The sequence below is a fragment of the Pseudomonas canadensis genome (assembly GCF_030980095.1).
Lineage (GTDB): Bacteria > Pseudomonadota > Gammaproteobacteria > Pseudomonadales > Pseudomonadaceae > Aquipseudomonas > Aquipseudomonas canadensis.
The window spans coordinates 3,957,842-3,983,572 of sequence record NZ_CP133298.1; the positions used below are offsets into that span (position 1 = coordinate 3,957,842).

Genomic DNA, 25,731 nt, shown 5'->3' on the forward strand with positions numbered 1-25,731 from the left:
AGCGTCCCGCCCCGCTACACTCGGTTACCGCTTCGGCGCCAGGTTCTCCAACTGTTGCGCACCGTTGACCCTGACTTGCAGGGGCTGATCAGCCGACAGCGTATCCGGCACTGGCCAACGCATGGTCGCGCCCGGTAGCACGTAGCCCAACAGGCCATCCACCAGGGGTTTGGTCTGGCCGCCCTGTTTGAATGAGGCATCGGTGAGGCGCGCATGCACGGCGCCCTGGTTACGCACCTCGATGTAGTTGCGCCCCGCCACCGTAACCTTGTGCCAGCTCAAGTCTGGCTTGCCTGCTCCCTTGGGGTCGCGCTGGCGTGTGCTGTCTTCCTTGCTCCACAGGCCGGCGCCATAGGCAAACAGCGGCACCGAGTAACGCATCTGGAAGCGAATCGCCGCCGCAGTGTTCTTGCCCTCCGGCGGTGTCGGCACCTGCAAGGGCGAAGGGATTTCATCGATGATGATGCGGTAGGCCAACTCTTGTCCCGGCGGGACTTCGCGGGTGCGGGTCAGGCGTACCAGTTGTTTCTGCCCAGGCTCGATTCGCGCAACCGGCGGGCTGCCGATCACATCGCGCTGGTTCTGGTATTGCTCGTCAAAGCCGCTCTGGCTCCAGGCAAATACACGAATCTGCAGGCTCGCGGTTTCGCTTCCACGGTTTTCCAACCACAACGCACTGGCCTGTTGATCGGCCTCCAGCACCGGGTCGATGGGCCAGATCAGCACCGAACTGGCTGCCTGTACGAACCCCGCCGTGCACACCGCACTCAAGGCAATACCCGCGGCCCACAGCCGCCGGGAAGGTGAACGCATAACCCCACTCCTTATACCGATTGCCTTACCACGTCAGCTGCACCTGCAGCGTGTCGCTGTATGTCCCCCCAGGCTGATTGCCCGGCAATTGCACCCGCCCGTAGATCGGCAGGCTGATGTTGTTCGCATCGCTGTACGCCACATTGACGCTCTGGCCGATCCCCAGGCTCTGGCTGAACGCCGCATCCCGAAACAACTGGTAAGCCACCCGCGCGCTGCCGCTGTTGAGCTGCAGATTGCGCCCGGTGCTGCTGTGCAGGCCGCCGTCGACGCTCATGCTCAATGTCACCCCCGGCGTGCATTGCAAGGTGACACCCCCGGTCAACGCCGCCGTGACCGTACTGGTGGCCAGGGCCGAGTAACTGCCGTAGGTCAACGCGCCGTAATTGGAGCCCCCGCCCACAATCAGACAACCCGGCGTGATAGTCGCGCTCACCTGGAAGCTCTGGCTGGTCACCGCCGGCAACGGCAGCGGCACCGCCAGCCCACAGGCCAGCAACACTCTGAGCCACATCGTTAGAACGTCAGTTCCACGGCCACGGTGTCGGTGTAAGTGCCGGCTGGCAGACCCGCCTTGCCCACCGCCCGACCGTAGAGATTGACGGTTTGCGCCACGCCGGTACTGGTGGCGAGCGTGATCACGCCGTCAATCGCCAACAGCGCGGAGTGGCCGCTGTCAGTGTAGAAGTCGTAGGGCACGAAGTTGCCTGCACCGTCGGCCAACGCACGACTGCCACCCGGGGACGCACCGTCATGGGCACCGGCACGCACCTTGACCGCTGGCGTGGTGCCGCTGGAACACAGGATCGACAGCGCCCCGCCGGTGCCGGTGCCGCCAAGCAACTGGGCATCGGCGTTGGTGAACAGGCTGTTGGTGGTGCCGAAGTTCAAGCTACCGAAGTTCAGCCCGGTCGCCGCACCGGAACCGTTGACCTGGCAACTGGCGATCAATATCAGGCTCGATGTGATCTGGCCGGTGACCGTGGTTGCCGCATTGAGGTTGGAGGCCATTGCCAGCCCCAGCGCGCAAGCGCCTAAACGCGAAACAAGTACATGCATGGTGTTCATCCTCTTGAGTTACCAGTCCAGTGTCACCGTCAACGTGTCGGTGTAGATCCCTGCCGGTAAGGCACTGGTATTTGCCACCACGGAGCCAAACACCGGGATCGGTATCTGGGTGCCCTTGGCCACGACAAAATTGCGTTGCTGGCCGATGCTGTAGGTGCTGCGGCCCTGTGGATCGGCGGACAGCCGATACGGAATCATCTGACGCCCATTGCTCAGGCGCCGCGTAGTGCCATCGCCGTTGGTACCGCCGTCGATAGTCACGGTGAAGCTTGAGACAGAGGGGTTGCACGACACCGCCAGCGGCGCCTTGTCGCCGTCGGAGACCGCTGCGCCCAGCGTGTTGTTCCAAGTCGGTCCCTGGCTGCCGAAGTCGAGCATCGCCGTACCGCCCGTGGGGTTGACCGGCGCGCTCTCGACGCCTTTGCTCACTTCGCAACTGGCGGTGATCACCAGTCGCGCCTGGATAAACCCGGTGGCGACAGCCGCCTGCACGTCATCCGCCAGCACCAGCAGGCCTCCCATGGCCATCACGGCCAGATAGCGGCTTACCATGTGACAGTAACCTTGAGCAGGTCGGTGTAGCGGCCGACGGCGGGGATGTCCTTGAGCGGCTCGATGCGGCCATACAGCGGCAGGTCGACGAAGCCTGCGTCCGGCACGCGACCACTGATCGGCACATCCACCGGCAACGGCACGCGCCGCGCGGCGTCGGCATAAATTCGATAGGGAATAGGTTTGATCAAAGGGGTAGCGCTGAGGTAACGCACTTCACCGGTGCCGCCATGCAGGCCGCCATCCACACGCACCTGATACGGTGTGTCCGGGTTGCATTCCAGCCGTGGCTGGCGCTGACTGATCAGTGCCGCACTCAGGGGCCCGGCCGGGTCATCCAGACGCGCGCCGCTGCCGAAATCCAATACGCCAAGCTGCTCGATGCCAGCACTGCGGGTGGTGCCCACCAACTGGCAGCCCCGCCGCACGTCTATACGCACCTCCACCTGGAGTTGCGCCCCGAAAGCCGTGCTGCAGAGCATCGCGCCCATGACTGCCAATACTGCTCGTCCCTTCACTGCCCCAAATCCTTGTACAGGGGTGACTGCTGTGTAGAAGGTTAGTCACTCAACGAGAAACTGCCAGTCGGGGCAGGCTTGCAAGCGTGACATGCCTTTTCGAGATAGCACGCAACGCCCTTCTCTATTGGTCAAAACGCAGCAGTCGCCCTAAAGTGAGCGACCACTGAAATACAGAGTGACTCGCATTGGCCGCGCTTTCCCTGATCCGTCGCCTGCTCGGCAAGAAAACCGACGCCCTCGACGCCTCACCTATCCCCGCGTTCTTCCAGCAAAAAGCCGAGCAACAGGGTTACACCCTCAGTGCCGGACAAACCCGAGCCATTGCTGCCCTGGCCCGAGAAACTCAGCACCTGCTCGCCGGCCGGCACACCCGTAGCCTGTACCTGCACGGGCCGGTTGGGCGCGGCAAAAGCTGGCTGCTGGATGGTTTTTTCCAAGCGTTGCCGATTACCGAGAAGCAGCGCGTGCATTTCCATGATTTTTTCGCGCGCCTGCATCGCGGCATGTTCACACACCGTGAGCAAGACGATGCGCTGGCCGTGACCCTCGACGAACTGCTGACGGACTGCCGGGTGTTGTGTTTCGACGAGTTTCACGTCCACGACATCGGCGACGCGATGCTGATCACACGGCTGTTCAAAGCCTTGTTCCAACGCGGTGTGCTGGTGCTGGTGACGTCCAATTATGCGCCACAGGGGCTGCTGCCCAACCCGCTGTACCACGAGCGTTTCAAGCCGGTGATCGACCTGATCGATGCGCGCATGGAGGTATTGGAAGTCAGTTCGCCCCAGGACTTTCGCAGCCTGCCCCAGGCCCAAAGCACACAACGCTTTACCAGCGGTCAGTACGTTTGGCCGGGGACTGCGCGTCAGCGCGAAGCCTTGGGTCTTCCCGCTGCCGACTGCCCACCACAGCCCCTGGCCGTCGGCAATCGGACGTTGATCTGCCGTCACCGCGCAGGCCGCTCCATCGCCTTCACCTTCAGCGATCTTTGCGAGCAGTTGACCGCAGTAATGGACTACCTGCTGCTGTGCCAGGACTACGATCACTGGACCATCGACGGCCTGCCTCAACTGGCAGACTGCCCAATCGCCGTACAGCAACGTTTTATCAACTTGGTGGACGTGCTCTACGACCGGGACAAGCACCTGATCCTGATCGGCGCGCAGCCCCTAGACCTTGCCCTGAGCGGCCAGGCCATCGACCTGGCCCGCACCGCCAGCCGTTTGGGACAATTGCAACAGGCTGACCCGCAACTGGCACCCGACCCGGTATCATGAGCGCCATTGATGCCCCTTTGCCGAGTGACCACCCCGTTCATGCATACCCTCGACCAACTCAAGGCCGGCCAACTGGCCGGTATCGCCCGCCTGGACCTGTCCTGCGGGCTGACCGAATTCCCGCGGGAAATCTTCGAACTGGCCGACTCCCTGGAGATCCTCAACCTCAGCGGTAACGCCCTGAGCAGCCTGCCAGACGACCTGCACCGGCTGCCCCATCTGCGCGTGCTGTTCTGCTCGGACAACCGGTTCACCGAGTTGCCGGCAAGCCTTGGCCAATGCGCCAAATTGAGCATGATCGGCTTCAAGGCCAACCAGATCAGCCACGTGCCTGCCGCCGCGCTGCCGCCGTTGTTGCGCTGGTTGATCCTCACCGATAACCGGATCAGCCAGTTGCCCGATGAACTGGGCAAGCGACCGCTCCTGCAAAAGCTGATGCTGGCCGGCAACCAACTGGCGCACCTGCCTGAAAGCCTGGCCAACTGCCATAACCTCGAATTGCTGCGCATCGCCTCCAACCGCTTCTCCCAACTGCCGGAATGGTTACTGACACTGCCAAGCCTGGCTTGGCTGGCCTATGCCGGCAACCCTGTGGAAATGGCCGTGGACGTAGCGGGTGATGACGCTACGCCGAACATTCCCTGGCCAGAGCTGGAACTGGCCGAAGTCCTTGGCGAAGGCGCTTCCGGCATTATCCGCAAGGCCCTGTGGAAACCGTCAGGCCAGCCCGTCGCGGTCAAACTCTACAAAGGCACCATCACCAGCGATGGCTCGCCGCTGCACGAAATGCAGGCCTGCATCGCTGCCGGGCTGCACCCCAACCTGATCAAGGTAGAGGGCCGCGTGGTCGGCCACCCGGATGACCAAGCCGCACTGGTCATGGACCTGATCGACCCGAGCTACCGCAACCTCGCGGCCTTGCCGAGCCTGGCGTCGTGCACCCGCGACATTTATGAATCGGGAACTCGCTTCAGCCTGGAAGTGGCGCTGCGCATGGCACGGGGCATCGCTTCGGTCGCCGCGCACCTGCACCGGCACGGCATCACCCACGGTGACCTGTATGGCCACAATATTCTGTGGAATGCAGCCGGCGACTGCTTGCTGGGGGATTTTGGCGCGGCATCGTTCCATGCGACGGCGGATAGCGTGGAAACCAGGGCATTGCAGCGGATTGAAGTGCGGGCGTTCGGGATTTTGCTGGGGGAACTGCTGGAGCGGGTTGAAGGACAGGCCAGTGATGAGTTGGTTAGGCTGGAAAAAAGCTGCTGTCAGCCAGATGTGCTGGCGCGGCCGGGGTTCGACGAAATCGAAACCATGCTGGGTTCTATACAACACCACTAAACCAATGTGGGAGCGGGCTTGCTCGCGAATGCGGTGTATCAGTCAATCAATATGTTGACTGACTCTGCGCATTCGCGAGCAAGCCCGCTCCCACATTTAGATCACATGTATCCTGCTAAAAATCAGCCAGCCAACCCGACAAACATATCCTGCACGTCGTCATGGTTGTCCAAGCCCTCGAGGAAGGCTTCAACCTCAGCCATCTGCTCATCGCTCAAACCGCTCACCGGGTTCTTCGAGAGGTAGCCCAGCTTGGCTGACAGCACGGTGAAACCTTGCTCCGGCAAGGCTTTCTGTACGGCGTCGAGGTCGGTGGTCTCGGTGATGAACAAGGTGGTGCCCTCTTCTTCGCCGTCTTCGAAATCCTGGGCGCCAGCTTCAATGGCGGCCATTTCCGGATCGGCGTCCGGGCTGTCCGGCGAGGCTTCGATCAGGCCGACGTGGTTGAAGTCCCAGGCCACGGAACCGGAAGCGCCCAGTTGGCCTTTGCGGAAAGCCACGCGGATTTCCGCCACCGTGCGGTTGATGTTGTCGGTCACGCACTCGACGATCAGCGGCACTTGGTGCGGCGCAAAGCCTTCGTAGGTAACGCGGTGGTATTGCACGGTTTCGCCGAGCAGACCGGCGCCTTTCTTGATGGCGCGGTCCAGGGTTTCCTTGGGCATTGAGGCCTTTTTGGCCTGTTCCACCACCAGACGCAGGTGGGCGTTGGTGGAGGTGTCGGCGCCGTTGCGGGCGGCGATGGTGATTTCTTTCACCAGCTTGCCGAAGATCTTGCCCTTGGCATTGGCTGCCGCTTCTTTATGTTTGACTTTCCACTGTGCGCCCATGACTCACTCTCTTCTGTCCATCGCGCCCAAACGTCTACTGGCCGGCGCTTTGGGGGCAGAGTTTATAGCGCAAAAACGCAACGTTCCACCAAAAAACCGTCAGGGCGCCAACTCGAAAAACGCCTGAATCAAGCGCAACGACCGACGCCGCTCCATGCAACCGAGCATGTGCCGGTTAACCAGCCCGTTGCCCTGGATCGGCACGGCGCGCACGCGCGGGTCCGGGCTGACCTCCATCGACGACACCACGCCTACGCCCAATTCAGCGGCAACGGCTTCGGTCACCGCCTCGCGGCTGTCCAGTTCCAGCAGCACCTTGGGCTGTACACCGACAGCCAGGCAAGCGTCATCGAACGTACGCCGGGTGATGGAACTCGGCTCGCGCAGCACCATGATCACCTCATTGAGTTGCTCCAGGCGGATCCCCTTGGGCAGCGCGGCCCACGGGTGACTGGCCGGCACCAGCGCGCAAATCCGTGATTCGCTCAAAGGCTGCAGATGCAGGCCGTTGCGCGGTTCCACCTCCGTCAGCACCGCCACATCCGCATGCTCAGACAGCAACGCAGCCAGGGTTTCCTGGGCATTGCCCAAGCGCAGGTTGACGGTGATGCCGGGGTAGCGCGTACGCAGACTGGCGATCATCGGCATCACCAGGTGCGGGCCGTCGGCCGCGACTTCCAGGCGCCCAATGAGCAATTGGCGGTTGGCCTCGAGCATCGTCTGCGCTTCGTCCACCAGGCCGAAGATGGCCCGGGTGATAGCCGCCAACCGCGCGCCCTCCTCCGTCAATTCCACGCGCCTGGCAGTGCGGCGTAACAACGGGATCTGATAGTGCTCTTCCAGCGCCTTGATATGCCCGGTCACCGCCGGCTGGCTGATAAACAACCGCGCCGCCGCACGGGTAAAACTGCCCTCGCGGGCCACGGCATCGAATGCACGCAGTTGAAACAGGTTCATAGCTATCGGCCTCACTGATAGCTCGCATAACAACAAACAATTTGATTGATGACAAGCCAAACTGCAATTTAGGCGCCGTAGATTCATCCGATGCTTCGCAAGGACTTGTAATGACGACGCCCATCCTGCTCACGCCCGGCCCGCTGACCACCTCCGCCCGCACCCGCCAGGCCATGATGGTGGACTGGGGTTCATGGGACGACCGCTTCAACCGCCTCACCGCCAGCGTCTGCGAACAATTACTGGCAATCATCGACGGTGTGGCCAGCCACCATTGCGTGCCGTTGCAAGGCAGCGGCACCTTCGCCGTCGAAGCCGCCATCGGCACCCTTGTGCCGCGTAACGGCAAGGTGCTGGTGCTGATCAACGGCGCCTACGGCAAGCGCCTGGCAAAAATCTGTGAAGTGCTCGGCCGCGACTTCAGCACCTTTGAAACCGCCGAGGACGAACCCACCACCGCCGCCGATGTGGACGGTCTGCTGCAAGCCGACCCGGCCATCACCCACGTCGCACTGATCCACTGCGAAACCAGCACCGGCATTCTCAACCCCCTGGCCGAGATCGCCCAAGTCGTGAAAACCCACGGCAAGCGCCTGATCATCGACGCCATGAGTTCGTTTGGAGCGCTGCCGATCGATGCCCGCGAAGTACCATTCGATGCGCTGATCGCCGCGTCAGGCAAGTGCCTGGAAGGCGTGCCGGGAATGGGTTTTGTCTTCACCGATAAACAGGCGCTGGCCGCGGCCCAAGGCAATTGCCACTCCCTGGCGTTGGACCTGTTCGACCAGAACGCCTACATGGCCAAAACCGGCCAATGGCGTTTCACCCCGCCGACCCATGTAGTCGCAGCCCTGCACGAAGCGCTGCTGCAATACGTCGAGGAAGGCGGTTTGCCCGCCCGCCATCAACGCTATGCACGCAACTGCCAGGCACTGCTCGACGGTATGGCCGAACTGGGCCTGCGCAGCTTCCTACCGACTGAAATCCAGGCGCCGATCATCGTCACTTTCCACGCCCCCCAGGACCCGCGCTACCAGTTCAAGGACTTCTACGAACGGGTCAAGGCCAAGGGTTTCATCCTTTATCCGGGCAAGTTGACCCAGGTGGAAACCTTCCGTGTGGGCTGCATCGGGCATGTGGATGCGACGGACATGCAAGCAGCCGTCGCCGCGATCGCGCAAGTACTGCAAGACATGAATGTGCTCCAACCTGTGGGAGCCGGCTTGCCGGCGATCACCGGCGACGCGGTCATTCTGTAAAACCTCATTTTCGTTCATCGCTGGCACGCCAGCTCCTACAGGATTTGTGTATGAACTATCAGAACCCCAACACCCTTCAGGCGGTGATCCTCGACTGGGCCGGCACCGTGGTCGACTTCGGCTCCTTCGCCCCCACGCAGATCTTTGTCGAAGCCTTCGCCGAATTCGACGTGCAAGTCTCCATCGAAGAAGCCCGTGGCCCAATGGGCATGGGCAAGTGGGACCACATCCGCACCCTTTGCGACCAGCCGCAGGTCGCTGAGCGCTACCGCAAGGCTTTTGGCCGTACGCCGACCGATGACGACGTGACAGCTATCTACCAGCGCTTCATGCCCTTGCAGATCGAGAAGATCGCCGAACACTCGGCGCTGATCCCTGGCGCCCTCGACACCATCGCCCGGTTGCGTGTGCAAGGCATCAAGATCGGTTCCTGCTCCGGCTACCCCAAGCAAGTCATGGATAAAGTCGTCGCCCTGGCCGCCACCAACGGCTATATCGCCGACCATGTGGTCGCCACAGACGAAGTGCCCAACGGTCGCCCATGGCCGGCCCAGGCCCTGGCCAACGTCATCGCCCTGGGCATTGACGATGTGGCGGCGTGCGTGAAGGTCGACGACACCGTGCCGGGCATCCTCGAAGGGCGGCGCGCCGGCATGTGGACCGTGGCCCTGACCTGCTCCGGCAATGCGCTGGGCCTGACCTACGAGCAATTCCGCGCCTTGGATGCTAGGACCCTGGCCAGCGAGCGCAAACGGATCGAGGCGATGTTCGAAGGCTCGCGCCCGCACTACTTGATCGACACCATCAATGACCTGCCTGCAGTGATCGCTGACATCAACCGGCGCCTGGCTGAAGGCGAGATGCCTCAGAGCATTAATGGCTCACCTTGTTCGATGAGGTGAGCTATTAGCACCTGATGGCTCCAACACAGGGCTTGGATTAGTAGAGTTACACCACAACGCCCCCGCTATTCTACGTATATGCACTGATTACTAACGCAGTGCATGTACGGTAATATCACCAGCCTCCTCACCGAAAAAATCCCGTTGTATTCTAACCGAACCCTCTAGCTTCTGCGGCCCAGACAAATCGACATTACCGTCTGTCATAAGCAGACTTTGATAGTTAACACTCACTACCCCCACCACGCCTTCTGACTCTGCTTGCGAATACGGCATCTCGTGCATATAGTCGGAGAGGCCCAAATTCACCAAGGCCTTGCTCCCCCAAAAATAGTTATTCAGCGAATCCATTGCAGCCTCGAACGGCTCGTCGCTATACTGGATTACCCCGCCGTTGCGAATTTCAATCGATCTGTTATGTTGTTCGCGCTTGGCAGCCACCGCATACATAAAAGTAGCATCTTTGACCATCCCCGCATCAGCACCGTTAAAGTCTGCCCACTGGCGAGCCTTGTCAACTTCTTCTCGGGCAAGATATGCCTTATAGCCATCCTTCATTACAACTTCATAGCCCCCCCTTTCTTCTCTGACTGAAGTAAACACTTCTGTGGGGCTCTGACCAAACCTCATCATTGCAGCCTTGATCCCCGCCACCATACCAGTGTTATTGAATTCTCCCTCAGTGAGTCCAAACCAAATATCCTTGGGAATCCCGACGGCCTTCTCATTGAAGATAGCCACACTTTTCTTATCTATTAACGGCTTCACGGGAGAATCATTCAAAACAGGACTGATGTCTTTCTTATCATGCGATACATTTAAAGAATTGGATTTCTCGTCTCGACGATCATCACTTGATTTCATCCGCAGCAATAACTCAACCGCCGCCGTTAATTCAGCAACAAGGGACATCAAACTTCCAATAGCGCCCCCCACCTCATCAAGACTCGACATTTTGACAGACGGAAGCAATGAAGCGTTTTTCGTAGCAACTGAAAATCCCGAGCGGATTGCTTCTCGCTCCACAGGTTTGGGCGTGATACTCTTATCCGAATATATACCGACATCTCCTGACAACCCGGTAACACCTGACACATGGCAGCAGTTCATTTCACACCCTCTAAAATATAATAGACGCCTGCGCAAACTGATGCAGAAAAATCAGTCACCCAAGCAATGGAAACCACCTAATAAAATCCAATCAAACAAGCCTATAAACAGATCGGCAATCACTGGCTGACGGCATTCTTTTCTTCCTATTGCACCCATCCAGCAATCCCTCACGTGCGAAGTTTGTATTCCCCCCGTGTTCCACAACACCTATAGCTCCAGTTTCAACGAGCTCTTGGGCCGTTGAGGAGCGGACATATTCAATAATCCCCAACCGCTTCAGACTCTCGTACGCCCCTGGATGAGAGACAAGCACCTTGAGAGCCTCGTCATAAGTCAACGGTTTATCTTCACGACGCTCCAGCTGAACTCTCTTAGCACTTGCCGCATACATAAACACAACATCTTTAAACATTTTCCCGTTTTCCCTGCCACTCTCATATTGGAACCCACACAATAATTTTGCTTTGGCTATTTCCCCGAGAGTAATACTGACCTTCACACCGTCCCTCATGACGATATCGTAACCTTTACCGGACCGCGTCACACTTGCATAGACACTCAGAGGGCTCTGACCAAACCTTTCCATTGCTGCCTTTATCGATGAAAGTACTGGTTCGTTCTTGTAATCGGAAAATTTTACGCCTCTATAAACATCATCTGGTTTTTCGCCAACTTTCTTTGTAGAAAATGCCGAATAGGCCTTAGTGCTCTCACTGAGGACTAAAGGTGCCTGATCAACCGGCTTAGTCAGAGCTGGAGAGGTTAAAACACTATTAATTGGCTTGGGTGAGGGTGTACTTTTATGTTCCAGCATCGTATTAATTTTCATGACGAGAGCACCCATCGCCGGCAACAAAGCATCCAGTTGTTCTTGAATATTTTTAGCGTTCGGCGCACTAGACCGATGCACGTCAACTTCTGGCACTCTCAGTTTCGCCCCCGCAACCGAAGCCAATTCTTGTTGATTTGACTTCAAACTCAAACCTTGCATATTTGGCCACGCATTGCAACTTCCGACGGATTCACACGACATAAAACCCATATCAAACACCTCATGACATTAAAGCCTAAGAATCATTAAGAGGCCGCACTTGCAAACATAAACATCTACGTAGGCGGTATTCCTTTCGCTCGAGATCAATTCAGTTATTGACCCTAGCAAGTCCACATTCTCACGTCCCCCGGGGACCTGCCACACGTATATGCCGACAAAGTATGTCATTGCACAACCCGCAGGTTAAACATCGCAACCATGACTTCCACTGCTAGCTCGCAAACACCAAACAATATTTACACCCTTATAATTAGTAAAAATTATTTACTTGCAACAAAGGAAAACCCACCTGCACCGCCCCAAAAACAAAAACACATCTAAAAACCCATAAAGTGTTACGCACTGAACACCGGACCGACCTAACTCTTATTATCAATAATTCAACAATCCCACTCTTGACGACATTGTTCACAAAAAAGTTGATCGCGGTCAGGCAAACCGCTCAAAACCGGCATACAGTTAAAGGACTCCATCACCAAAGAATGGAGGTTTGCCCTGATAAGTGAGGAACCCAGCGATGCCGTGGAACAACTCCGATACGCGCTACAGCACTATGTCAATCGCGTTGCACTGGTTGATGGTGGTGCTGCTGGCGGTGGTCTACGCCTGCATTGAGTTACGCGGCCAATTTCCCAAAGGCAGCGGTGCGCGGACGTTGATCGTCGAGATGCACTTTATGTTCGGCCTCACCGTGTTTGTGCTGGTGTGGCTGCGGTTGTTCGCACGCAGCCTGGGGGTGGCACCGAAGATCGTACCGGCGCCGCCGCAATGGCAAAGCCTGTTGGCGACCCTGATGCACTTCGCACTCTACGCGTTGATGATCGGCATGCCGATTGCCGGTTGGCTGATCGTCAGTGCCGAGGGGCATTCGGTGATGTTCTACGGGATGGAATTGCCGCCGTTGATCGGCGAGAACAAGGCATTGGCCAAGGAGATCGAAGGCTGGCATGTGTGGTTCGGCAAGGTCGGTTATTGGCTGATCGGGCTGCATGCGCTGGCGGGGATTGCCCACCATTACATCCTGCGGGACAACACGGCGTTGCGCATGATGCCGGGCAAGCGCGCTAACCCGTGAAGCCCCGGTTGCCCTGCAGGCCGCCGGTGTGGACGAAAATCAGGCGAGCGCCGGGGGAAAAACGCCCGGCCTCGATCTGTTGCTTCAATGCGAGTAAAGCCTTACCGGTGTAGAGCGGCTCCAGAGGCAATCCACAAGCCTGTTGCGTGGCGTCGATGAAGTCGAGCAGCACCGGGTCGACTTTGGCGAAGCCACCTCGGCTGGCGTTCAGCAGCTCATAGCCGCCCTGCACAAGGGCGTCGACGTTCTGTGCCACGCCGTGATCATCCGGCACCGCCATGGCGCCATACACCCGGTGTGCGCCCGCCTCTGCCAGCACCAACCCCGCCAAGGTGGTCCCCGTACCCGCCGCCAACCACCACGCGTCGTAATCCGCCCAGCCCAGTGCGGGCAACTGCGCGCGAGCCTGATTGACCAGCACACCACAGCCAATCGCACCGGCGAGTCCGCCACCGCCTTCGGGCACGGGATGAAGATGCGGGTATCGCTCGCGCCAAGGTTGCCAAAACCCCGGCGCATGCCGCGCACGATAACCGCCATAACCCAACCAATGCAGCTGCATGCCGAAGACTTTCAGGTCTTGGATTGTGGGGTTGTCTTGAGGATGCCCACGCAGCAGGCCCACCGTGGGAAAACCGAAACGCTTCCCCGCCGCCGCCAGCGCATGCAGATGGTTGGAGTAGGCACCGCCCAGGCTGATGATGCCGCGCGCATCCTGCGTCTGCGCCAAGTGTCCGGTGAGCTTGAACCACTTGTTGCCGCTGATCAGCGGGTCGATGCGGTCCAGGCGCAACACGGCCAGCTCGACGCCTTTTAGCCAATCCAGGCGCAAAGGTTCAAGCGGTGCATGGGGAAGCCAATCGAAGGGGCCCATCGGAGGGAGTCTGCGTGAAAAACGGGGCGGTAGTCTAACACCGCCCCGTTCCGGGTCTTACAGCTCGGCGGCGAGGCGCGAGCCTTGGTTAATGGCGCGCTTGGCGTCCAGCTCGGCCGCCACATCGGCACCGCCGATCAGGTGCACGTTCTGGCCGGCCGCGACCAACCCGTCCTGCAATTCGCGCAGCGGGTCTTGGCCGGCGCAAATGACGATGTTGTCCACCGCCAGCACCTGCGGTTCGCCCTCGGCACCTATGCGGATGTGCAGACCTTCATCGTCGATCTTCAGGTATTCGACGCTGTTGAGCATCTGCACCTGTTTGTTCTTCAAGCCGGTACGGTGGATCCAGCCGGTGGTCTTGCCGAGGCCATCGCCGACCTTGGAGGTCTTGCGCTGCAGCAGGAACACGTCGCGCGCCGGGGCATGCACCTGGGCCTTGATCCCAGCCACACCACCACGGGCTTGCAGCTGGGTGTCGATGCCCCACTCCTTCCAGAACGCTTCGCGGTCAAGGCTGGTGGACACGCCCTGGTGCACGAGGAATTCCGACACGTCAAAACCGATACCGCCCGCGCCGATCACCGCAACGCGCTTGCCCACGGGCTTGCGTTCCAGGATCACGTCCAGGTAGCTCAGCACCTTGGCGTTGTCGACGCCTGGAATCGCCGGGGTACGCGGCGCAATGCCGGTGGCGAGGATGATCTCGTCGTAACCGCCTGCCGTCAGTTGCGCCACATCGACGCGGGTGTTGAGGCACAGCTCGACGTGGGTGGTCTGCAATTTGCGCTTGAAGTAGCGCAGGGTTTCGAAAAACTCTTCCTTGCCCGGCACACGCTTGGCGATGTTGAACTGGCCGCCGATTTCGTTGGCGGAATCGAACAGGGTCACTTGATGCCCGCGCTCTGCTGCCACTGTGGCAGCCGCCAGGCCCGCAGGACCGGCGCCCACCACGGCGATCTTCTTGATCTGTTTGACCGGCAGGTAATTGAGTTCAGTCTCGTAGCACGCCCGCGGGTTGACCAGGCAGGTGGTCAACTTGCCGCCGAAGGTGTGGTCCAGGCACGCCTGGTTACAGCCGATGCAGGTGTTGATCTCATCGGCACGCCCGGCGGCAGCCTTGTTGACGAAGTCCGGGTCGGCCAGGAATGGCCGCGCCATGGAGACCATGTCGGCATCGCCTTCGGCGAGGATCTGCTCGGCGATTTCCGGGGTGTTGATACGGTTGGTGGTGATCAGCGGAATTTGCACCGCACCGCGCAGCTTGGCGGTGACTTTGCTGAACGCCCCACGGGGCACCTTGGTGGCGATGGTCGGGATGCGCGCTTCGTGCCAGCCGATCCCGGTGTTGATGATCGTCGCGCCAGCACCTTCGATGGCCTTGGCCAACTGCACGATTTCTTCCCAGGTGCTACCGCCTTCCACCAGGTCCAGCATCGACAGGCGGAAGATGATAATGAAGTTCGGGCCCACGGCCTCGCGCACACGGCGCACGATTTCCACGGCCAGGCGCATACGGTTTTCGTAGCTGCCGCCCCAGCGGTCGGTACGGTGGTTGGTGTGAGCGGCGAGGAATTGGTTAATGAAATAACCTTCGGAGCCCATGATTTCCACGCCGTCGTACTCGGCGACCTGGGCCAGCAACGAGCAGGTGACGAAATCCTGGATCTGCTTTTCGATGCCCTCTTCGTCCAGCTCCTTGGGTTTGAACGGGTTGATCGGCGCCTGGATCGCACTCGGTGCTACCTGCTTGGGGCTGTAGGCATACCGGCCGGCGTGGAGGATCTGCATGCAGATCTTGCCGCCGGCTTCGTGCACGGCCTGGGTCACGATCTTATGTTTCTGCGCTTCTTCGTCGGTGGTCAGCTTGGCCGCACCGGCATACACACCGCCCTCATCATTCGGGCCGATGCCGCCAGTGACCATCAAGCCCACGCCGCCACGGGCGCGCTCGGCAAAGTAAGCCGCCATGCGTTCGAAACCGCCGGGCTTTTCTTCCAGGCCGGTGTGCATCGAACCCATCAGGGTACGGTTGCGCAAGGTGGTAAAACCCAGGTCCAACGGGGCCAGCAGGTGCGGGTAGGCAGCAGCGGTCATGGTCAAGCTCCACAACGGATCATCACGGGACGTGGAAGGCTCGAATGGCCTGCCATCGTTTATGTCCCACAGACTAAGAGGCGGTGGACGACGGCTCAATGACCGAAACTGACAAGTTATTGATCCAAATGCACAGCGCCCCTTGGCAAGCCCGTCCATGGGCCCTACCCTAGTGGCGAACCCTGCACACGGTCTGTTGTCTGTTCCCCCATGCGTAAACTTCTAGCTTTTACTGTCACCATGGCCCTGGTTGCCGCCGTCGCCGCGTATCTGGTCTGGACCCAGGAGCGCCCCGTGGCGCATTACCTGTCGGACCTGCGCATCACCCTCGCCGTCAACGAAGGCCTGCCAGCCGACCGTGGCAACTTGCTGGGCATCCAGCCGGAGCTGTTCCCGGCCGACTACCAGAGCCTGGAACGCCTGCACTTGAAGCTCGCGGCCTACCTGCAAAAAGCCAGCGACCAAGGGCTGATCAACGACAAGACCATCGTGGTGCTGCCCGAACACATCGGTACCTGGTTGATGCTCACTGGCGAAAAGAACGAGGTGTACCAGGCCCTCCACGCCAAAGATGCGATGAATTGGTTGTCGGTCAGCAACCCGCTGCTGTTCGCCCGTGCCTGGATCAGCGCCACCGGTGACAACCGCACCGATGACGCCTACCTGCGCATGAAAGCCGAAGGCATGGCGCGGGACTACCAAGTGCTGTTCGGCGGCCTGGCCAAGGAGTTCGGCGTCACGTTGGTCGCCGGCTCCATCACCTTGCCCAACCCGAGTGTCAGCCAGGGCCAACTGCGGGTTGGCCATGGCGCCTTGTACAACGCCAGCGTGGTGTTTGCCGCCGATGGCTTGCCGATCGGCAGCCCGCAACGCCAGCTTTACCCGATCTACGACGAACGTGGCTTTATCGAGCCCGGTGACGAAAATGTCGTCAGCGTGGTCGACACTCCGGCTGGCCGCTTGGGCGTACTGGTAGGCAGCGACAGCTGGTACCCGGACAACTACCGCAAACTCAACGAACAAGGCGCGCAGTTGATCGCAGTGCCCGCCTTGGTGCTGGGTCGCGATACCTGGGATCGCCCTTGGCGCGGCTTCAAAAGCGTGTCGACCCCGACCGAAATCAGCCTCAAGCCCGAAGAACTCAGTGAGGGCGAAGCCTGGCGTCGCCTCACGTTGATCAGCCAGCAACCCATCAGCCAGGCCAGCGCCGGAATGAGCGTGTTCCTGCGCGGGCAATTCTGGGACCTGGGCACTGCCGGGCACAGCTTTCTCAGCAGCAACGGGCAAATCAACGCCGATGGCGAAGCCCGTGGCGCGCGCCTGTTGAATATCTGGCTGTGAAGCCCGTACGGCTGGGGGATTTGTCGGTGGGCTTCGTGCACGCCCTGGCCGACGCCATCCACAGCCATGGCTTGGACCCGCAGCCACTGCTGCTGCAATACGGCCTCGACCCGGCACGTCTCGCCGAAGCGGGTGCCCGTTTGTCGATCCCGCGCTACATGCGCCTTGGCCATGCGGCCATCCAACTCACCGGCGACCCGGGCCTGGGACTGCGCATGGGCCAACTCAGCCGCCTGAGCCAAGGCGGACTGGCGGGTGTCACCGCCGCCCAGGCCCCCAACGTGCGCGAAGCGGCGCGTGCACTCACCCGCTTCGAAGCGCTGTACGGCTCCAATTACCGTGGGCAGTCGAGCTTTGTAGAAGATGCTGAAGGCGCCTGGCTGCGCTTCTATTCCATCAGCCCCTATAACGCCTACAACCGCTTTGTGGTGGACTCGATCATCGCCGGCTGGCTGCATCAACTGTCGAGCCTGGCCCAGCAGCCGGTGCAGGCACAACGCATCGACATCGAATTTGAAGCGCCGGAATACAGCGATCAGTACAGCGTGCTGGGAGACATCCACTTCGGCGCCGAGGCCAACCAATTACGCCTCAACCAGCAAACCCTGGCCCTACGCAACCCACAGCATTGCCCCAGCACCTGGAACCTGTTGTTACAACTGTGTGAGCGAGAGTTGGAGCAATTGACCCGCACCCGCAGCCTGCGCGAGCGCATTACCCGGTTGCTCGGGCCGATGCTCAATGGCGGCCGGGAACCCGACCTGGAAGAAGTGGCGGCACGCTTGAAGCTGCCTACCTGGACGCTGCGCCGCAAACTGGCCGACGAAGGCACTCAATTCCGCGCGATTCTCAACGACACCCGCCGCGACCTGGCCATGACCTACATCCGCGATACGGAACTGGCGTTCGGCGAGATCGCCTACTTGCTCGGTTTTGCCTCGGCCCAAGCGTTTCAACGGGCCTTCAGGCGCTGGAACAACCAGACCCCAGGGGAATTTCGCCGCAGTCAGCGGCATTCCGCCTGAAGCCGGTGTTACAGCTCTGTTGCATCGTCTGCGGGTTCCAGCGGGTCCAACTCGATCGCGTGGTACTCAAGCAGTTCTTCCTGGTAATCGTCCATGGTGGACTCCTTCTTGACGTTAAAAGCGGCTGTGAATAAATGACCTGCACAGCCAGCCTAAAGTGCCGTCATGACGAAAAAATGTCTACGCCATGACGTTCCTGCACTCAAGGATTAAACGTAGCAGCGTTACCGGGATTTAGCACTTGGGCTTTTAGGAACTATCGCAATGATTGCAATTGCAATCATATACGAATGTCCTTTAGGGTAATGGCATTCGTCGCCAGGTGAACCTCCCAATGACCGCCACTACTGCACACGCCGCGCAACTCTGTATCGATGCATTGAACACCACCGCCACCGTCGACAGCTCACCGCTGTATACCGTGATGAGCATGGGTGATTCGCGGCCAGTCACACTCCCGGCGTGTGAGTAACTGGCCCAGTTGGTTTGCACGCAATACTGCCGAAAAACCCTTGCTGTACCTGCACAACGCGCACTCGTGCGCTGTCGGTGCAGGTGGCGGCGCCGAGTTGGTATTGGATCGTGATATCGGCGCTCAGGGCATTGGCGGATGAAGGGCGGATCGACGCACGCCAGGTGCAGGCCGCGATGAATCGCTATGCAATGGACCGCACTGGACTGTAGGAGCCGGCTTGCCGGCTCCTACAATTCTCGTGGGGCTTTAGGTTTTGCGGCGGCTGCGGGTCTGAACGCCCGCGTCCATCGCCAGCCCGGCGGTGCGTTCCAGTGCGTCGGCAAAGCACTGGCGCTGCTCGGGCTCGATCTGTGACAGGAACAGCTCATCCACCGTGCTTTCGTAGATCTTCCACATCTTTTTACGCAGCACCCGACCGGCCTCGGTGATCGAGGCGAACGCCGCCCGGCCATCGCCATCGGAGCGCGAACGTACCACCAGGCCGTCTTTTTCCAGGCGGTCTACCAGACGCGTGAGGTTGTAGCGTTCGATGGCCAGCACATCAGCCAATTCGTGCATGCGGCGAGTGCCGTCGGGGCCGCTTTCCAAGCCCCACAGAGCGTCATACCAGGCATACGGCGGCAGGTCCGCCTCGGCCAGGCGACGCTCGATTTCACGGATGACCGTCCTGTGAGCCCTGACAAAACGGAACCATACATCAGGCTCTTTCGACGACATGCAACACCATCCGGGACATTTCAAGAAGGTTGCAATAGTAGCTCATCTCGCGCTAGATTCGGTCATGTAGTTGCAATTGCAATTACTTTAGCCGGTACTCCCACAAGGAGCCCGCCACTTGAAATCCGCCTACCCTGGAGCCTCATATGACCCCGAACAACGCAGTCATACGCGACGATGATCCACAGGAAACCCGCGAATGGCTCGAGTCCATCGAATCGGTGCTGTCCACTGAAGGCCGCCCGCGCGCGCACTACCTGATCGATCAGTTGCTGGATTTCGACGTGGCGCGGCATGGCGACTTCTACGGGCGGGTCACCACCCCTTACGTCAACACCCTCCGGGTGGACCGGCAACTGCCCTACCCCGGCAACCTGGCCATCGAACGTCGCACCAACGCCTATATCCGCTGGAATGCCATGGCGATGGTGCTCCGCGCAGGTAAACACTCTGGTGTCGGCGGGCATATTGCGACCTATGCGTCAGCCGCGGTGCTGTATGACGTAGGCTTCGATCACTTCTTCCGTGGGCGTACCGATACCTTTGACGGCGACCTGGTGTACATCCAGGGCCACTCCTCCCCCGGCATCTATGGCCGCGCCTACCTGGAAGGCCGCATCAGCAAAACGCAACTCGACAACTTCCGTCGTGAGGCCGGTGGCGAGGGCATCTCATCCTACCCGCACCCACGACTGATGCCGGACTTCTGGCAATTTCCCACCGTGTCCATGGGGCTCGGGCCCATCACCGCCGCTTACCAGGCGCGTTTTATGCGCTACCTGGAATTGCGTCGCCTCAAGCAACACCAGGGGCGCAAGGTCTGGGCCTTCCTCGGTGATGGCGAAATGGACCAACCGGAATCACTGGCGGCCATCTCCCTGGCCGGACGCGAGAAACTCGACAACCTGATCTTCGTGGTCAACTGCAACCTGCAACGCCTGGACGGCCCCGTGCGCGGCAATGCCAAGGTGATCCAAGAGTTTGAAAGCCTGTACCGCGCCGCCGGCTGGAACGTGATCAAAGTAATCTGGGGCGGTGGTTGGGATGCACTCTTGGACAAAGACACGACCGGGCTGCTGCGCCAACGCATGATGGAATGCGTGGATGGCGACTATCAGAACTACAAATCACAGAACGGCGCTTACGTACGCGAACATTTCTTTGGCAAATACCCGGAATTACTAGCGTTGGTTGCAGATATGTCCGACGACGAAATATGGAAACTCTCACGAGGCGGGCACGATCCGGACAAGGTCTACAACGCCTACGCCGCTGCCGTACGCCACACTGGCCAGCCCACCGTGATCCTGGCGAAAACCGTGAAGGGTTTCGGCATGGGTGAAGCCGGCGAAGGCCAGAACATCAACCACCAGCTCAAGAAGATGGGCGCAGAGGCTGTAAGAGCTTTCCGCGACCGCTTCGGCCTGGAAGTGGCCGACGACCAGCTTGCCGACATTCCGTACATCAAACCCGCCGCTGACAGTGAAGAAGCCCGCTACTTCGCTGCACGCCGCCAGGCCTTGGGCGGCTATGTACCAGCACGACACAGTGCGGTCGAATCGTTGCAAATCCCTGAGCTGAGCGCCTTTTCTACCCAGCTCAAGGATACGGGCGAGCGCTCGATCTCCACCACCATGGCCTTTGTGCGTATCCTCGGCACTCTGCTCAAAGATCCGCATCTGGGCAAACTGATCGTGCCCATCGTGCCAGACGAGTCACGCACCTTGGTATGGAAAGCCTATTCCGTCAGATCGGTATCCACTCCGCCGTTGGCCTGCTCTATACCCCACAAGATGCAGGGCAACTGAGCTACTACAAGGAAAGCAAAGACGGGCAGATCATGCAGGAAGGCCTGAATGAGTCCGGCGCCATTTCCTCCTGGATTGCGGCCAGTACGTCCTACAGCAACCACGGCCTGATGACGGTACCGTTCTATATTTTCTATTCGATGTTCGGCTTCCAGCGGGTCGGTGACCTCGCCTGGGCGGCAGGCGATGCGCGTGCGCGTGGCTTCCTGCTGGGCGCTACGGCCGGACGCACCACGCTGATGGGTGAAGGCTTGCAGCACGACGATGGGCACAGTCACATCCTGTCGTCGGTTATCCCGTGCTGCGTGTCCTACGACCCGACGTTTGCCTACGAATTGGCAGTGATCATTCACGAGGGCATGCGGCGCATGTATGTGCAACAGGAGGACATCTACTACTACATCACCCTGCTCAACGAAAACTACCCGCACCCGGCAATGCCAGAAGGGGTGGAAGACGGCATTCTCAAGGGGATGTACCGGCTGAGTGGAAGCAACCAGGCGCAGGTGCAACTGATGGGCAGTGGCTCAATCCTGCGCGAGGTGATGGCTGCGGCCGACCTGCTGGAAAAGGACTTCGGCGTGCGCAGCAATGTATGGAGCGCAACCAGCCTCACCGAATTGCGCCGTGAGGGGCAAGAGGTGGAGCGCTGGAACCTGCTACACCCGGATAGCGACCCACGAATGAGCTATGTGGAGCAATGCCTGGCCGGGCAAACCGGGCCGGTGGTGGTGGCGACCGACTACATGAAGCTCTTCGCCGATCAGATCCGCGCCTTCATTCCCGGTCGGCGTTTTGTAGCGCTGGGCACGGACGGCTTCGGGCAATCGGATACCCGTGAAACCCTGCGGGCGTTCTTTGAAGTGGACCGGCACTTCATCGTACTGGCGGCCTTGAAGGCATTGGCGGATGACGGCGTGATAGGGCGTGAAAAAGTCAGTGAAGCCATCAGCCGCTACGGGATCAACGTCGACAAGGCGAATCCCGTAGCGGTCTGAGTTACTGCGCAGGCGTCGGCAGCGGCGGAATGGCTTCTGTCGGCGGTGGCAGCTCGGGATTGGTTGGCGCAGGTGCAGGCTCGGCCTGCGGTGCAATCGGTGCAGCCTCGACAGGCGGTGCCACCGGCTGTGACACAGTGGGCTCTTCCTTCGGCGGCTCGACTTTCTCGGCGACGGGCTCGGCGACGGGTGCGGCTTTAGGTTCCGGCACGCCAAGCTCAGCCTTGGGCTTCTCAGGAATGTTCTCGGCCTTTTTCACCTCTTGCGGCAGGAACACATCCACCAGCGCAAAGTAACGCTCGTAGAACTTCGGCGCGGACACGGTCTCACTCGCCACTTTCACCATGGAGTCATCGGTGGAGCCGATCGGCATCGACACCGAGCCCAGCACGCCCACCCCCAGGCTCGCGGAGTTGTTGACCTTCTTCAGCGCGTAGCGATCCTGCAAGGCGTTGGCGAACATCGTCGAATGGTTGGTGCCTTTGCCATCATCGGCACACACCACATTGAAGCTGATCTGCAAGTGGGTCTCACCGGTCTGCTGGAAGCTCTTGTTGCCCACCACCAGTTTCGGATCGCTGCTGGTGATGATGTAGCCCTGGCTCAGCAAGGCACGCCGCGCGGCTTCACACGCTGCGACGTCCGTGACCGGGTAATCCCTGGAAAACGTGCCGGAGTCGTCGAAATTCTCATGTTCATAAATGGCGGTCTTGGGTGACGAGCAGCCCGCGGCGCCCGCCAGCACCAGCGCCAGCCCGAGGCTACGCAAGTGAAATGATGTCGACATTGAAAATCCTGAGGAAAACAGTCCGGGCGGTATTGTGCAACAGAACACGGCCTTGGCGCGCACATTCCTGTCGGTAAAACGTCACTGCCTTACACGACACTGCCCGTAGGAAACAGCCCGGCACACATATGATCAATAAACACGCGCAGTTTGGCCGAGGCGTGGCGACTGGATGGCCAGAGCATCCAGAAACTGCCGCGGTGCTCCACGTAATCATCCAGCACCCTTTGCAGGCGTCCCTCGCGCACGGCTTGGTTGACCATGTAGTCCGGCAAGCAGGCAATGCCCAAGCCTTCGTGCACCACGTGGTTGAGGGACTCTATGGTGGTACTTACCAACGGCGCACGCAAGATGGGCTCGGCGGCATCCGGTGCAAACCGCAACGGCCAAGGTTCCAGCTTGCCGGTCGCGCAGAACTTGTGGCGCAGGCAGGCATGCTCGCGCAAGTGCTGCGGCTGTAGCGGAGTGCCATATTCGCGAAAATAGCCTGGCGTGCCCACCAGCACCAACTGGTAATGCCCCAGATGACGGGCCATCAGCCGCGAATCTTCTGGCTTGCCGGTGCGAATCACCGCGTCGAACCCTTCCTCGATCACGTCCACCATGCGGTCGGAAAAATCCACATCCAACTCGATGTCCGGGTAGGCGCGCATGAAATCGCTGAGCACCGGCATCAGCAAGCCACGCACTTGCGGCAGGCTGATACGCAACTTGCCCCGAGGGGTGGCGCTGGCTTCGCTCAACTCCCGCTCGGCGGCTTCGACCTCGGCCAGGATGCGTCGCGAGCGCTCAAGGAACAGCGCGCCTTCGCTGGTCAAAGTGATGCTGCGGGTGCTGCGGTGAAACAACCGCACCCCCAGGCGCTCTTCCATCCGCGCGATGCTTTTGCCGATGGCCGAAGACGATACGCCCAATACCCGCCCGGCGGCGGTGAAACTGCGGGTCTCCGCGACCTGCACGAATACGGAAAGACGGCCCAGGCTGTCCATGAAAGCGTCCTTGATGATTGCGGACATTCAAGTCCGATAAGTTCGGAACCTTAGCCTGTTTTTCCGCCAGACACAGCCCCCTACTCTAGTCCCTTGCCCTCTTGCATGGACAGAGCACGATGACTGCCCTCACCGATTCCCCCGTAAACGCCCGACCCGAAACACTGCCGCTGGGCGGTCTGCTTGCGCTGGCCAGCGCCGGCTTCATCACCATCCTCACCGAAGCCATGCCCGCCGGGCTCCTACCGCAAATAGGCGAAGGACTGGCCGTATCGCCCGCGCTGGTCGGTCAAATGGTCACGCTATACGCACTGGGCTCACTGCTGGCGGCCATTCCACTGACGCTGTTGACCCGGGGCTGGCGACGTCGCCCCTTGCTACTGCTGGCCATTGGCGGCTTCGCCTTGGTCAACAGCGTGACCGCCGTTTCCAGTCACTACGGGCTGACCTTGGTGGCGCGCTTTTTTGCCGGTGTATTTGCCGGCCTGCTGTGGGCGCTGCTGGCCGGTTATGCCAGCCGGATGGTTGCGCCACACCTGCAAGGCCGGGCAATTGCAGTGGCCATGCTTGGCGCACCGCTGGCGCTGTCGCTGGGTGTACCTGCAGGCACCTTCCTCGGGGCCGCCGTTGGCTGGCGCCTGAGCTTTGCGATCATGACGGGACTGACGCTGGTGCTGTTGGCATGGGCGCGCTGGCAACTCCCAGACTTCGCAGGCGAACCGGCAGGAAAACGCTTGGGATTGCATCAAGTGTTGACGTTGCCGGGCATTCGTCCGGTGCTATGGGTGACATTTACCTACGTACTGGCCCATAACATTCTCTACACCTACATTGCGCCGCTGCTGGCGCCAGCAGGAATGGCTGCCGATATCGACCAGGTGCTGCTGGTGTTCGGCCTTGCGGCCTTATTGAGCATATGGCTGGCTGGCGTGCTGATTGATCGATGGCTGCGCGTGCTGCTGCTGATCAGTTGCGCGATGTTTGGCCTGATTGCCTTGGCGCTGGCGTTCTGGATCCACCTGCCAGCGGTCATCTACGTCGCCGTGGCGTTATGGGGCCTGGCATTCGGCGGGTTACCTGCATTGTTGCAAACGGCACTGGCCCAATCGGCGGGCGAATCGGCCGATGCCGCGCAATCGATGCTGGTGACCTTCTGGAACCTGGGCATAGCGGGCGGGGGCGTGGCAGGCGGGGTGTTGCTGCAGGGTTGGGGCGTCGGCGCATTTGCCTGGGCGGTCACGCTGCTGATGTTGCTGGCCTTTGCCGGTGCGCTAAAGACTGCGCCCCAATAACTGGCCCGGCCACCCGTCCACGTCGAACGTTGAGAGGCGCTCATACCCACAAGACTCATAAAACCGCACCAGGTCGCCGCTCCCACCACCGTAGCAATCTACCCGCAAACGCTGCACTCCCAAGGCACGGGCGCGCTCATCGGCGAAAGCCATGAGACGCCGGCCCAGGCCACGCACACCGCTATCGCGCGCGGCGATCAGCAGACGCACGTACACCTCCGGCTCAGTTGCCGCAGGCACATACGGCATAGGCTCACCCAGGACCAAGACTGCGTGAATGCGCCCGTCAGGGCCTTCCACGACCCACGCACCAGGCAATGCGCAAGCTTCAGTCACCTGCACGACCCGCCGGGGCGACATCGACCAGGGCTCAGTGCCCCATTGGCCATGGTTGCCGATGGCGACAAACCAGGCAATTACCTCGTCGAACACCTGCAATACGGCCACAGCGTCCTTCGCGCTGGCACGGCGGATCGCCAAACTGTCGCTTCCTTGAGTCCACATGTTTGAACACTCCTTCGTCAGTGGCTCTCCAGCATCCCTGTTAAACACAACTGGACACA

Annotated in this window: 23 protein-coding genes and 2 pseudogenes; 10 read left to right on the forward strand and 15 right to left on the reverse strand. The window is 60.2% G+C overall.

Annotation, left to right across the window (positions count from 1 at the left end):
• Positions 1-24: 24 nt before the first annotated feature.
• From RB216_RS18250 to RB216_RS18270, 5 genes are read right to left on the reverse strand one after another with little or no spacing between them, the layout of a single operon-like run.
• Complete coding sequence (locus RB216_RS18250) at positions 25-813, reverse strand: fimbrial biogenesis chaperone (protein ID WP_028616909.1); 789 nt, start codon at positions 811-813, stop codon at positions 25-27.
• Between the two features lie 25 nt (positions 814-838).
• Complete coding sequence (locus RB216_RS18255; protein ID WP_308907699.1) at positions 839-1,327, reverse strand: Csu type fimbrial protein; 489 nt, start codon at positions 1,325-1,327, stop codon at positions 839-841.
• A gap of 2 nt (positions 1,328-1,329) precedes the next feature.
• Entirely contained in the window at positions 1,330-1,872 is a 543-nt protein-coding gene (locus RB216_RS18260; protein WP_025999725.1) for a Csu type fimbrial protein, read from the reverse strand.
• A gap of 18 nt (positions 1,873-1,890) precedes the next feature.
• Positions 1,891-2,433: a Csu type fimbrial protein gene (locus tag RB216_RS18265; RefSeq protein WP_028616911.1), complete on the reverse strand. Its 543-nt coding sequence runs from the start codon at positions 2,431-2,433 to the stop codon at positions 1,891-1,893.
• Positions 2,427-2,924: a Csu type fimbrial protein gene (locus RB216_RS18270; RefSeq protein ID WP_443704359.1), complete on the reverse strand. Its 498-nt coding sequence runs from the start codon at positions 2,922-2,924 to the stop codon at positions 2,427-2,429. The genes RB216_RS18265 and RB216_RS18270 overlap by 7 nt, the downstream gene beginning before the upstream one ends.
• Positions 2,925-3,139: 215 nt before the next feature.
• Here RB216_RS18270 and zapE point away from each other — a divergent pair, with 215 nt between their 5' ends.
• Together zapE and RB216_RS18280 are read left to right on the forward strand one after the other, a co-directional pair.
• On the forward strand, positions 3,140-4,234 hold the full coding sequence (gene zapE / locus RB216_RS18275; protein ID WP_068935091.1) for a cell division protein ZapE: 1,095 nt from the start codon (positions 3,140-3,142) through the stop codon (positions 4,232-4,234).
• 39 nt (positions 4,235-4,273) lie between these two features.
• On the forward strand, positions 4,274-5,575 hold the full coding sequence (locus RB216_RS18280) for a protein kinase (protein ID WP_028616914.1): 1,302 nt from the start codon (positions 4,274-4,276) through the stop codon (positions 5,573-5,575).
• A gap of 122 nt (positions 5,576-5,697) precedes the next feature.
• Here RB216_RS18280 and RB216_RS18285 read toward each other — a convergent pair whose 3' ends face one another.
• Positions 5,698-6,405 carry a YebC/PmpR family DNA-binding transcriptional regulator gene (locus RB216_RS18285; protein ID WP_028616915.1) on the reverse strand — a complete coding sequence of 236 codons (708 nt, stop codon included), beginning with the start codon at positions 6,403-6,405 and terminating at the stop codon, positions 5,698-5,700.
• A 99-nt stretch (positions 6,406-6,504) separates the two neighbouring features.
• A complete protein-coding gene (locus tag RB216_RS18290) occupies positions 6,505-7,362 on the reverse strand; it encodes a LysR substrate-binding domain-containing protein (RefSeq protein ID WP_308907700.1) in 858 nt (285 codons plus the stop codon).
• Between the two features lie 110 nt (positions 7,363-7,472).
• Here RB216_RS18290 and RB216_RS18295 point away from each other — a divergent pair, with 110 nt between their 5' ends.
• A complete protein-coding gene (locus RB216_RS18295) occupies positions 7,473-8,621 on the forward strand; it encodes a 2-aminoethylphosphonate--pyruvate transaminase (RefSeq protein WP_308907701.1) in 1,149 nt (382 codons plus the stop codon).
• Positions 8,622-8,671: 50 nt separating this feature from the next.
• Positions 8,672-9,523: a phosphonoacetaldehyde hydrolase gene (gene phnX / locus RB216_RS18300; RefSeq protein WP_028616917.1), complete on the forward strand. Its 852-nt coding sequence runs from the start codon at positions 8,672-8,674 to the stop codon at positions 9,521-9,523.
• 90 nt (positions 9,524-9,613) lie between these two features.
• On the opposite strand, the gene RB216_RS18305 is transcribed toward phnX, so the two are convergent.
• Entirely contained in the window at positions 9,614-10,633 is a 1,020-nt protein-coding gene (locus RB216_RS18305; RefSeq protein ID WP_308907702.1) for a hypothetical protein, read from the reverse strand.
• Positions 10,634-10,724: 91 nt separating this feature from the next.
• Complete coding sequence (locus tag RB216_RS18310) at positions 10,725-11,678, reverse strand: hypothetical protein (RefSeq protein ID WP_308907703.1); 954 nt, start codon at positions 11,676-11,678, stop codon at positions 10,725-10,727.
• A 529-nt stretch (positions 11,679-12,207) separates the two neighbouring features.
• Between RB216_RS18310 and RB216_RS18315 the strand changes: the two genes are divergently transcribed.
• The gene (locus tag RB216_RS18315) at positions 12,208-12,765 is read left to right on the forward strand and encodes a cytochrome b (protein ID WP_308907704.1); all 558 of its coding nucleotides are present in this window, start codon (positions 12,208-12,210) and stop codon (positions 12,763-12,765) included.
• Here RB216_RS18315 and RB216_RS18320 read toward each other — a convergent pair.
• Both RB216_RS18320 and RB216_RS18325 read right to left on the reverse strand, forming a co-directional pair.
• Positions 12,755-13,639, reverse strand: a complete 885-nt coding sequence (locus tag RB216_RS18320) for a 1-aminocyclopropane-1-carboxylate deaminase/D-cysteine desulfhydrase (RefSeq protein ID WP_308907705.1) — start codon at positions 13,637-13,639, stop codon at positions 12,755-12,757. The two genes, RB216_RS18315 and RB216_RS18320, sit on opposite strands and share 11 nt — an antisense overlap.
• A gap of 57 nt (positions 13,640-13,696) precedes the next feature.
• Complete coding sequence (locus RB216_RS18325) at positions 13,697-15,736, reverse strand: oxidoreductase (RefSeq protein ID WP_122683952.1); 2,040 nt, start codon at positions 15,734-15,736, stop codon at positions 13,697-13,699.
• Positions 15,737-15,946: 210 nt separating this feature from the next.
• Between RB216_RS18325 and RB216_RS18330 the strand changes: the two genes are divergently transcribed.
• The 3 genes and pseudogenes from RB216_RS18330 to RB216_RS18340 form a co-directional block, all read left to right on the forward strand.
• Positions 15,947-17,077, forward strand: coding sequence for a carbon-nitrogen hydrolase family protein (locus RB216_RS18330; protein WP_305381662.1), 1,131 nt, complete (start codon positions 15,947-15,949; stop codon positions 17,075-17,077).
• On the forward strand, positions 17,074-18,102 hold the full coding sequence (locus tag RB216_RS18335; RefSeq protein WP_068935074.1) for an AraC family transcriptional regulator: 1,029 nt from the start codon (positions 17,074-17,076) through the stop codon (positions 18,100-18,102). The genes RB216_RS18330 and RB216_RS18335 overlap by 4 nt, the downstream gene beginning before the upstream one ends.
• Positions 18,103-18,436: 334 nt before the next feature.
• Positions 18,437-18,647, forward strand: a pseudogene (locus RB216_RS18340) (transketolase-like TK C-terminal-containing protein); the annotation flags it as partial.
• Positions 18,648-18,823: 176 nt separating this feature from the next.
• Here the strand turns inward: RB216_RS18340 and RB216_RS18345 are convergent.
• Entirely contained in the window at positions 18,824-19,294 is a 471-nt protein-coding gene (locus RB216_RS18345) for a MarR family winged helix-turn-helix transcriptional regulator (RefSeq protein ID WP_016978026.1), read from the reverse strand.
• A gap of 146 nt (positions 19,295-19,440) precedes the next feature.
• Between RB216_RS18345 and aceE the strand changes: the two are divergent.
• Positions 19,441-22,100: pseudogene (aceE, locus tag RB216_RS18350) on the forward strand (pyruvate dehydrogenase (acetyl-transferring), homodimeric type).
• A gap of 1 nt (position 22,101) precedes the next feature.
• Here the strand turns inward: aceE and RB216_RS18355 are convergent.
• Together RB216_RS18355 and RB216_RS18360 are read right to left on the reverse strand one after the other, a co-directional pair.
• Positions 22,102-22,887, reverse strand: a complete 786-nt coding sequence (locus RB216_RS18355) for a DUF2242 domain-containing protein (protein ID WP_308907706.1) — start codon at positions 22,885-22,887, stop codon at positions 22,102-22,104.
• 89 nt (positions 22,888-22,976) lie between these two features.
• Positions 22,977-23,876 carry a LysR family transcriptional regulator gene (locus tag RB216_RS18360; RefSeq protein WP_068935067.1) on the reverse strand — a complete coding sequence of 300 codons (900 nt, stop codon included), beginning with the start codon at positions 23,874-23,876 and terminating at the stop codon, positions 22,977-22,979.
• Positions 23,877-23,995: 119 nt separating this feature from the next.
• Here RB216_RS18360 and RB216_RS18365 point away from each other — a divergent pair, with 119 nt between their 5' ends.
• Positions 23,996-25,168 (forward strand): MFS transporter, encoded by a 1,173-nt coding sequence (locus tag RB216_RS18365; protein ID WP_028616929.1) that lies wholly within the window; start codon positions 23,996-23,998, stop codon positions 25,166-25,168.
• Here the strand turns inward: RB216_RS18365 and RB216_RS18370 are convergent.
• Positions 25,148-25,672, reverse strand: coding sequence for a GNAT family N-acetyltransferase (locus RB216_RS18370; RefSeq protein WP_028616930.1), 525 nt, complete (start codon positions 25,670-25,672; stop codon positions 25,148-25,150). The genes RB216_RS18365 and RB216_RS18370 overlap by 21 nt on opposite strands.
• Positions 25,673-25,731 lie beyond the last annotated feature (59 nt).

What these genes read in the sequence shown, in the direction of transcription:
- RB216_RS18260 (WP_025999725.1), bottom strand. Translation starts at nt 1,872, where the DNA reads ATGCATGTACTTGTTTCGCGTTTAGGCGCTTGCGCGCTGGGGCTGGCA.
- RB216_RS18265 (WP_028616911.1), bottom strand. Translation starts at nt 2,433, where the DNA reads ATGGTAAGCCGCTATCTGGCCGTGATGGCCATGGGAGGCCTGCTGGTG.
- RB216_RS18325 (WP_122683952.1), bottom strand. Translation starts at nt 15,736, where the DNA reads ATGACCGCTGCTGCCTACCCGCACCTGCTGGCCCCGTTGGACCTGGGT.
- RB216_RS18355 (WP_308907706.1), bottom strand. Translation starts at nt 22,887, where the DNA reads ATGTCGACATCATTTCACTTGCGTAGCCTCGGGCTGGCGCTGGTGCTG.
- RB216_RS18365 (WP_028616929.1), top strand. Translation starts at nt 23,996, where the DNA reads ATGACTGCCCTCACCGATTCCCCCGTAAACGCCCGACCCGAAACACTG.
- RB216_RS18320 (WP_308907705.1), bottom strand. Translation starts at nt 13,639, where the DNA reads ATGGGCCCCTTCGATTGGCTTCCCCATGCACCGCTTGAACCTTTGCGC.
- RB216_RS18360 (WP_068935067.1), bottom strand. Translation starts at nt 23,876, where the DNA reads ATGGACAGCCTGGGCCGTCTTTCCGTATTCGTGCAGGTCGCGGAGACC.
- RB216_RS18255 (WP_308907699.1), bottom strand. Translation starts at nt 1,327, where the DNA reads ATGTGGCTCAGAGTGTTGCTGGCCTGTGGGCTGGCGGTGCCGCTGCCG.
- RB216_RS18290 (WP_308907700.1), bottom strand. Translation starts at nt 7,362, where the DNA reads ATGAACCTGTTTCAACTGCGTGCATTCGATGCCGTGGCCCGCGAGGGC.
- RB216_RS18305 (WP_308907702.1), bottom strand. Translation starts at nt 10,633, where the DNA reads ATGAACTGCTGCCATGTGTCAGGTGTTACCGGGTTGTCAGGAGATGTC.
- RB216_RS18330 (WP_305381662.1), top strand. Translation starts at nt 15,947, where the DNA reads ATGCGTAAACTTCTAGCTTTTACTGTCACCATGGCCCTGGTTGCCGCC.
- RB216_RS18370 (WP_028616930.1), bottom strand. Translation starts at nt 25,672, where the DNA reads ATGTGGACTCAAGGAAGCGACAGTTTGGCGATCCGCCGTGCCAGCGCG.
- RB216_RS18315 (WP_308907704.1), top strand. Translation starts at nt 12,208, where the DNA reads ATGCCGTGGAACAACTCCGATACGCGCTACAGCACTATGTCAATCGCG.
- RB216_RS18285 (WP_028616915.1), bottom strand. Translation starts at nt 6,405, where the DNA reads ATGGGCGCACAGTGGAAAGTCAAACATAAAGAAGCGGCAGCCAATGCC.
- RB216_RS18250 (WP_028616909.1), bottom strand. Translation starts at nt 813, where the DNA reads ATGCGTTCACCTTCCCGGCGGCTGTGGGCCGCGGGTATTGCCTTGAGT.
- RB216_RS18280 (WP_028616914.1), top strand. Translation starts at nt 4,274, where the DNA reads ATGCATACCCTCGACCAACTCAAGGCCGGCCAACTGGCCGGTATCGCC.
- RB216_RS18345 (WP_016978026.1), bottom strand. Translation starts at nt 19,294, where the DNA reads ATGTCGTCGAAAGAGCCTGATGTATGGTTCCGTTTTGTCAGGGCTCAC.
- RB216_RS18295 (WP_308907701.1), top strand. Translation starts at nt 7,473, where the DNA reads ATGACGACGCCCATCCTGCTCACGCCCGGCCCGCTGACCACCTCCGCC.
- RB216_RS18310 (WP_308907703.1), bottom strand. Translation starts at nt 11,678, where the DNA reads ATGGGTTTTATGTCGTGTGAATCCGTCGGAAGTTGCAATGCGTGGCCA.
- phnX (WP_028616917.1), top strand. Translation starts at nt 8,672, where the DNA reads ATGAACTATCAGAACCCCAACACCCTTCAGGCGGTGATCCTCGACTGG.
- RB216_RS18270 (WP_443704359.1), bottom strand. Translation starts at nt 2,924, where the DNA reads ATGGGCGCGATGCTCTGCAGCACGGCTTTCGGGGCGCAACTCCAGGTG.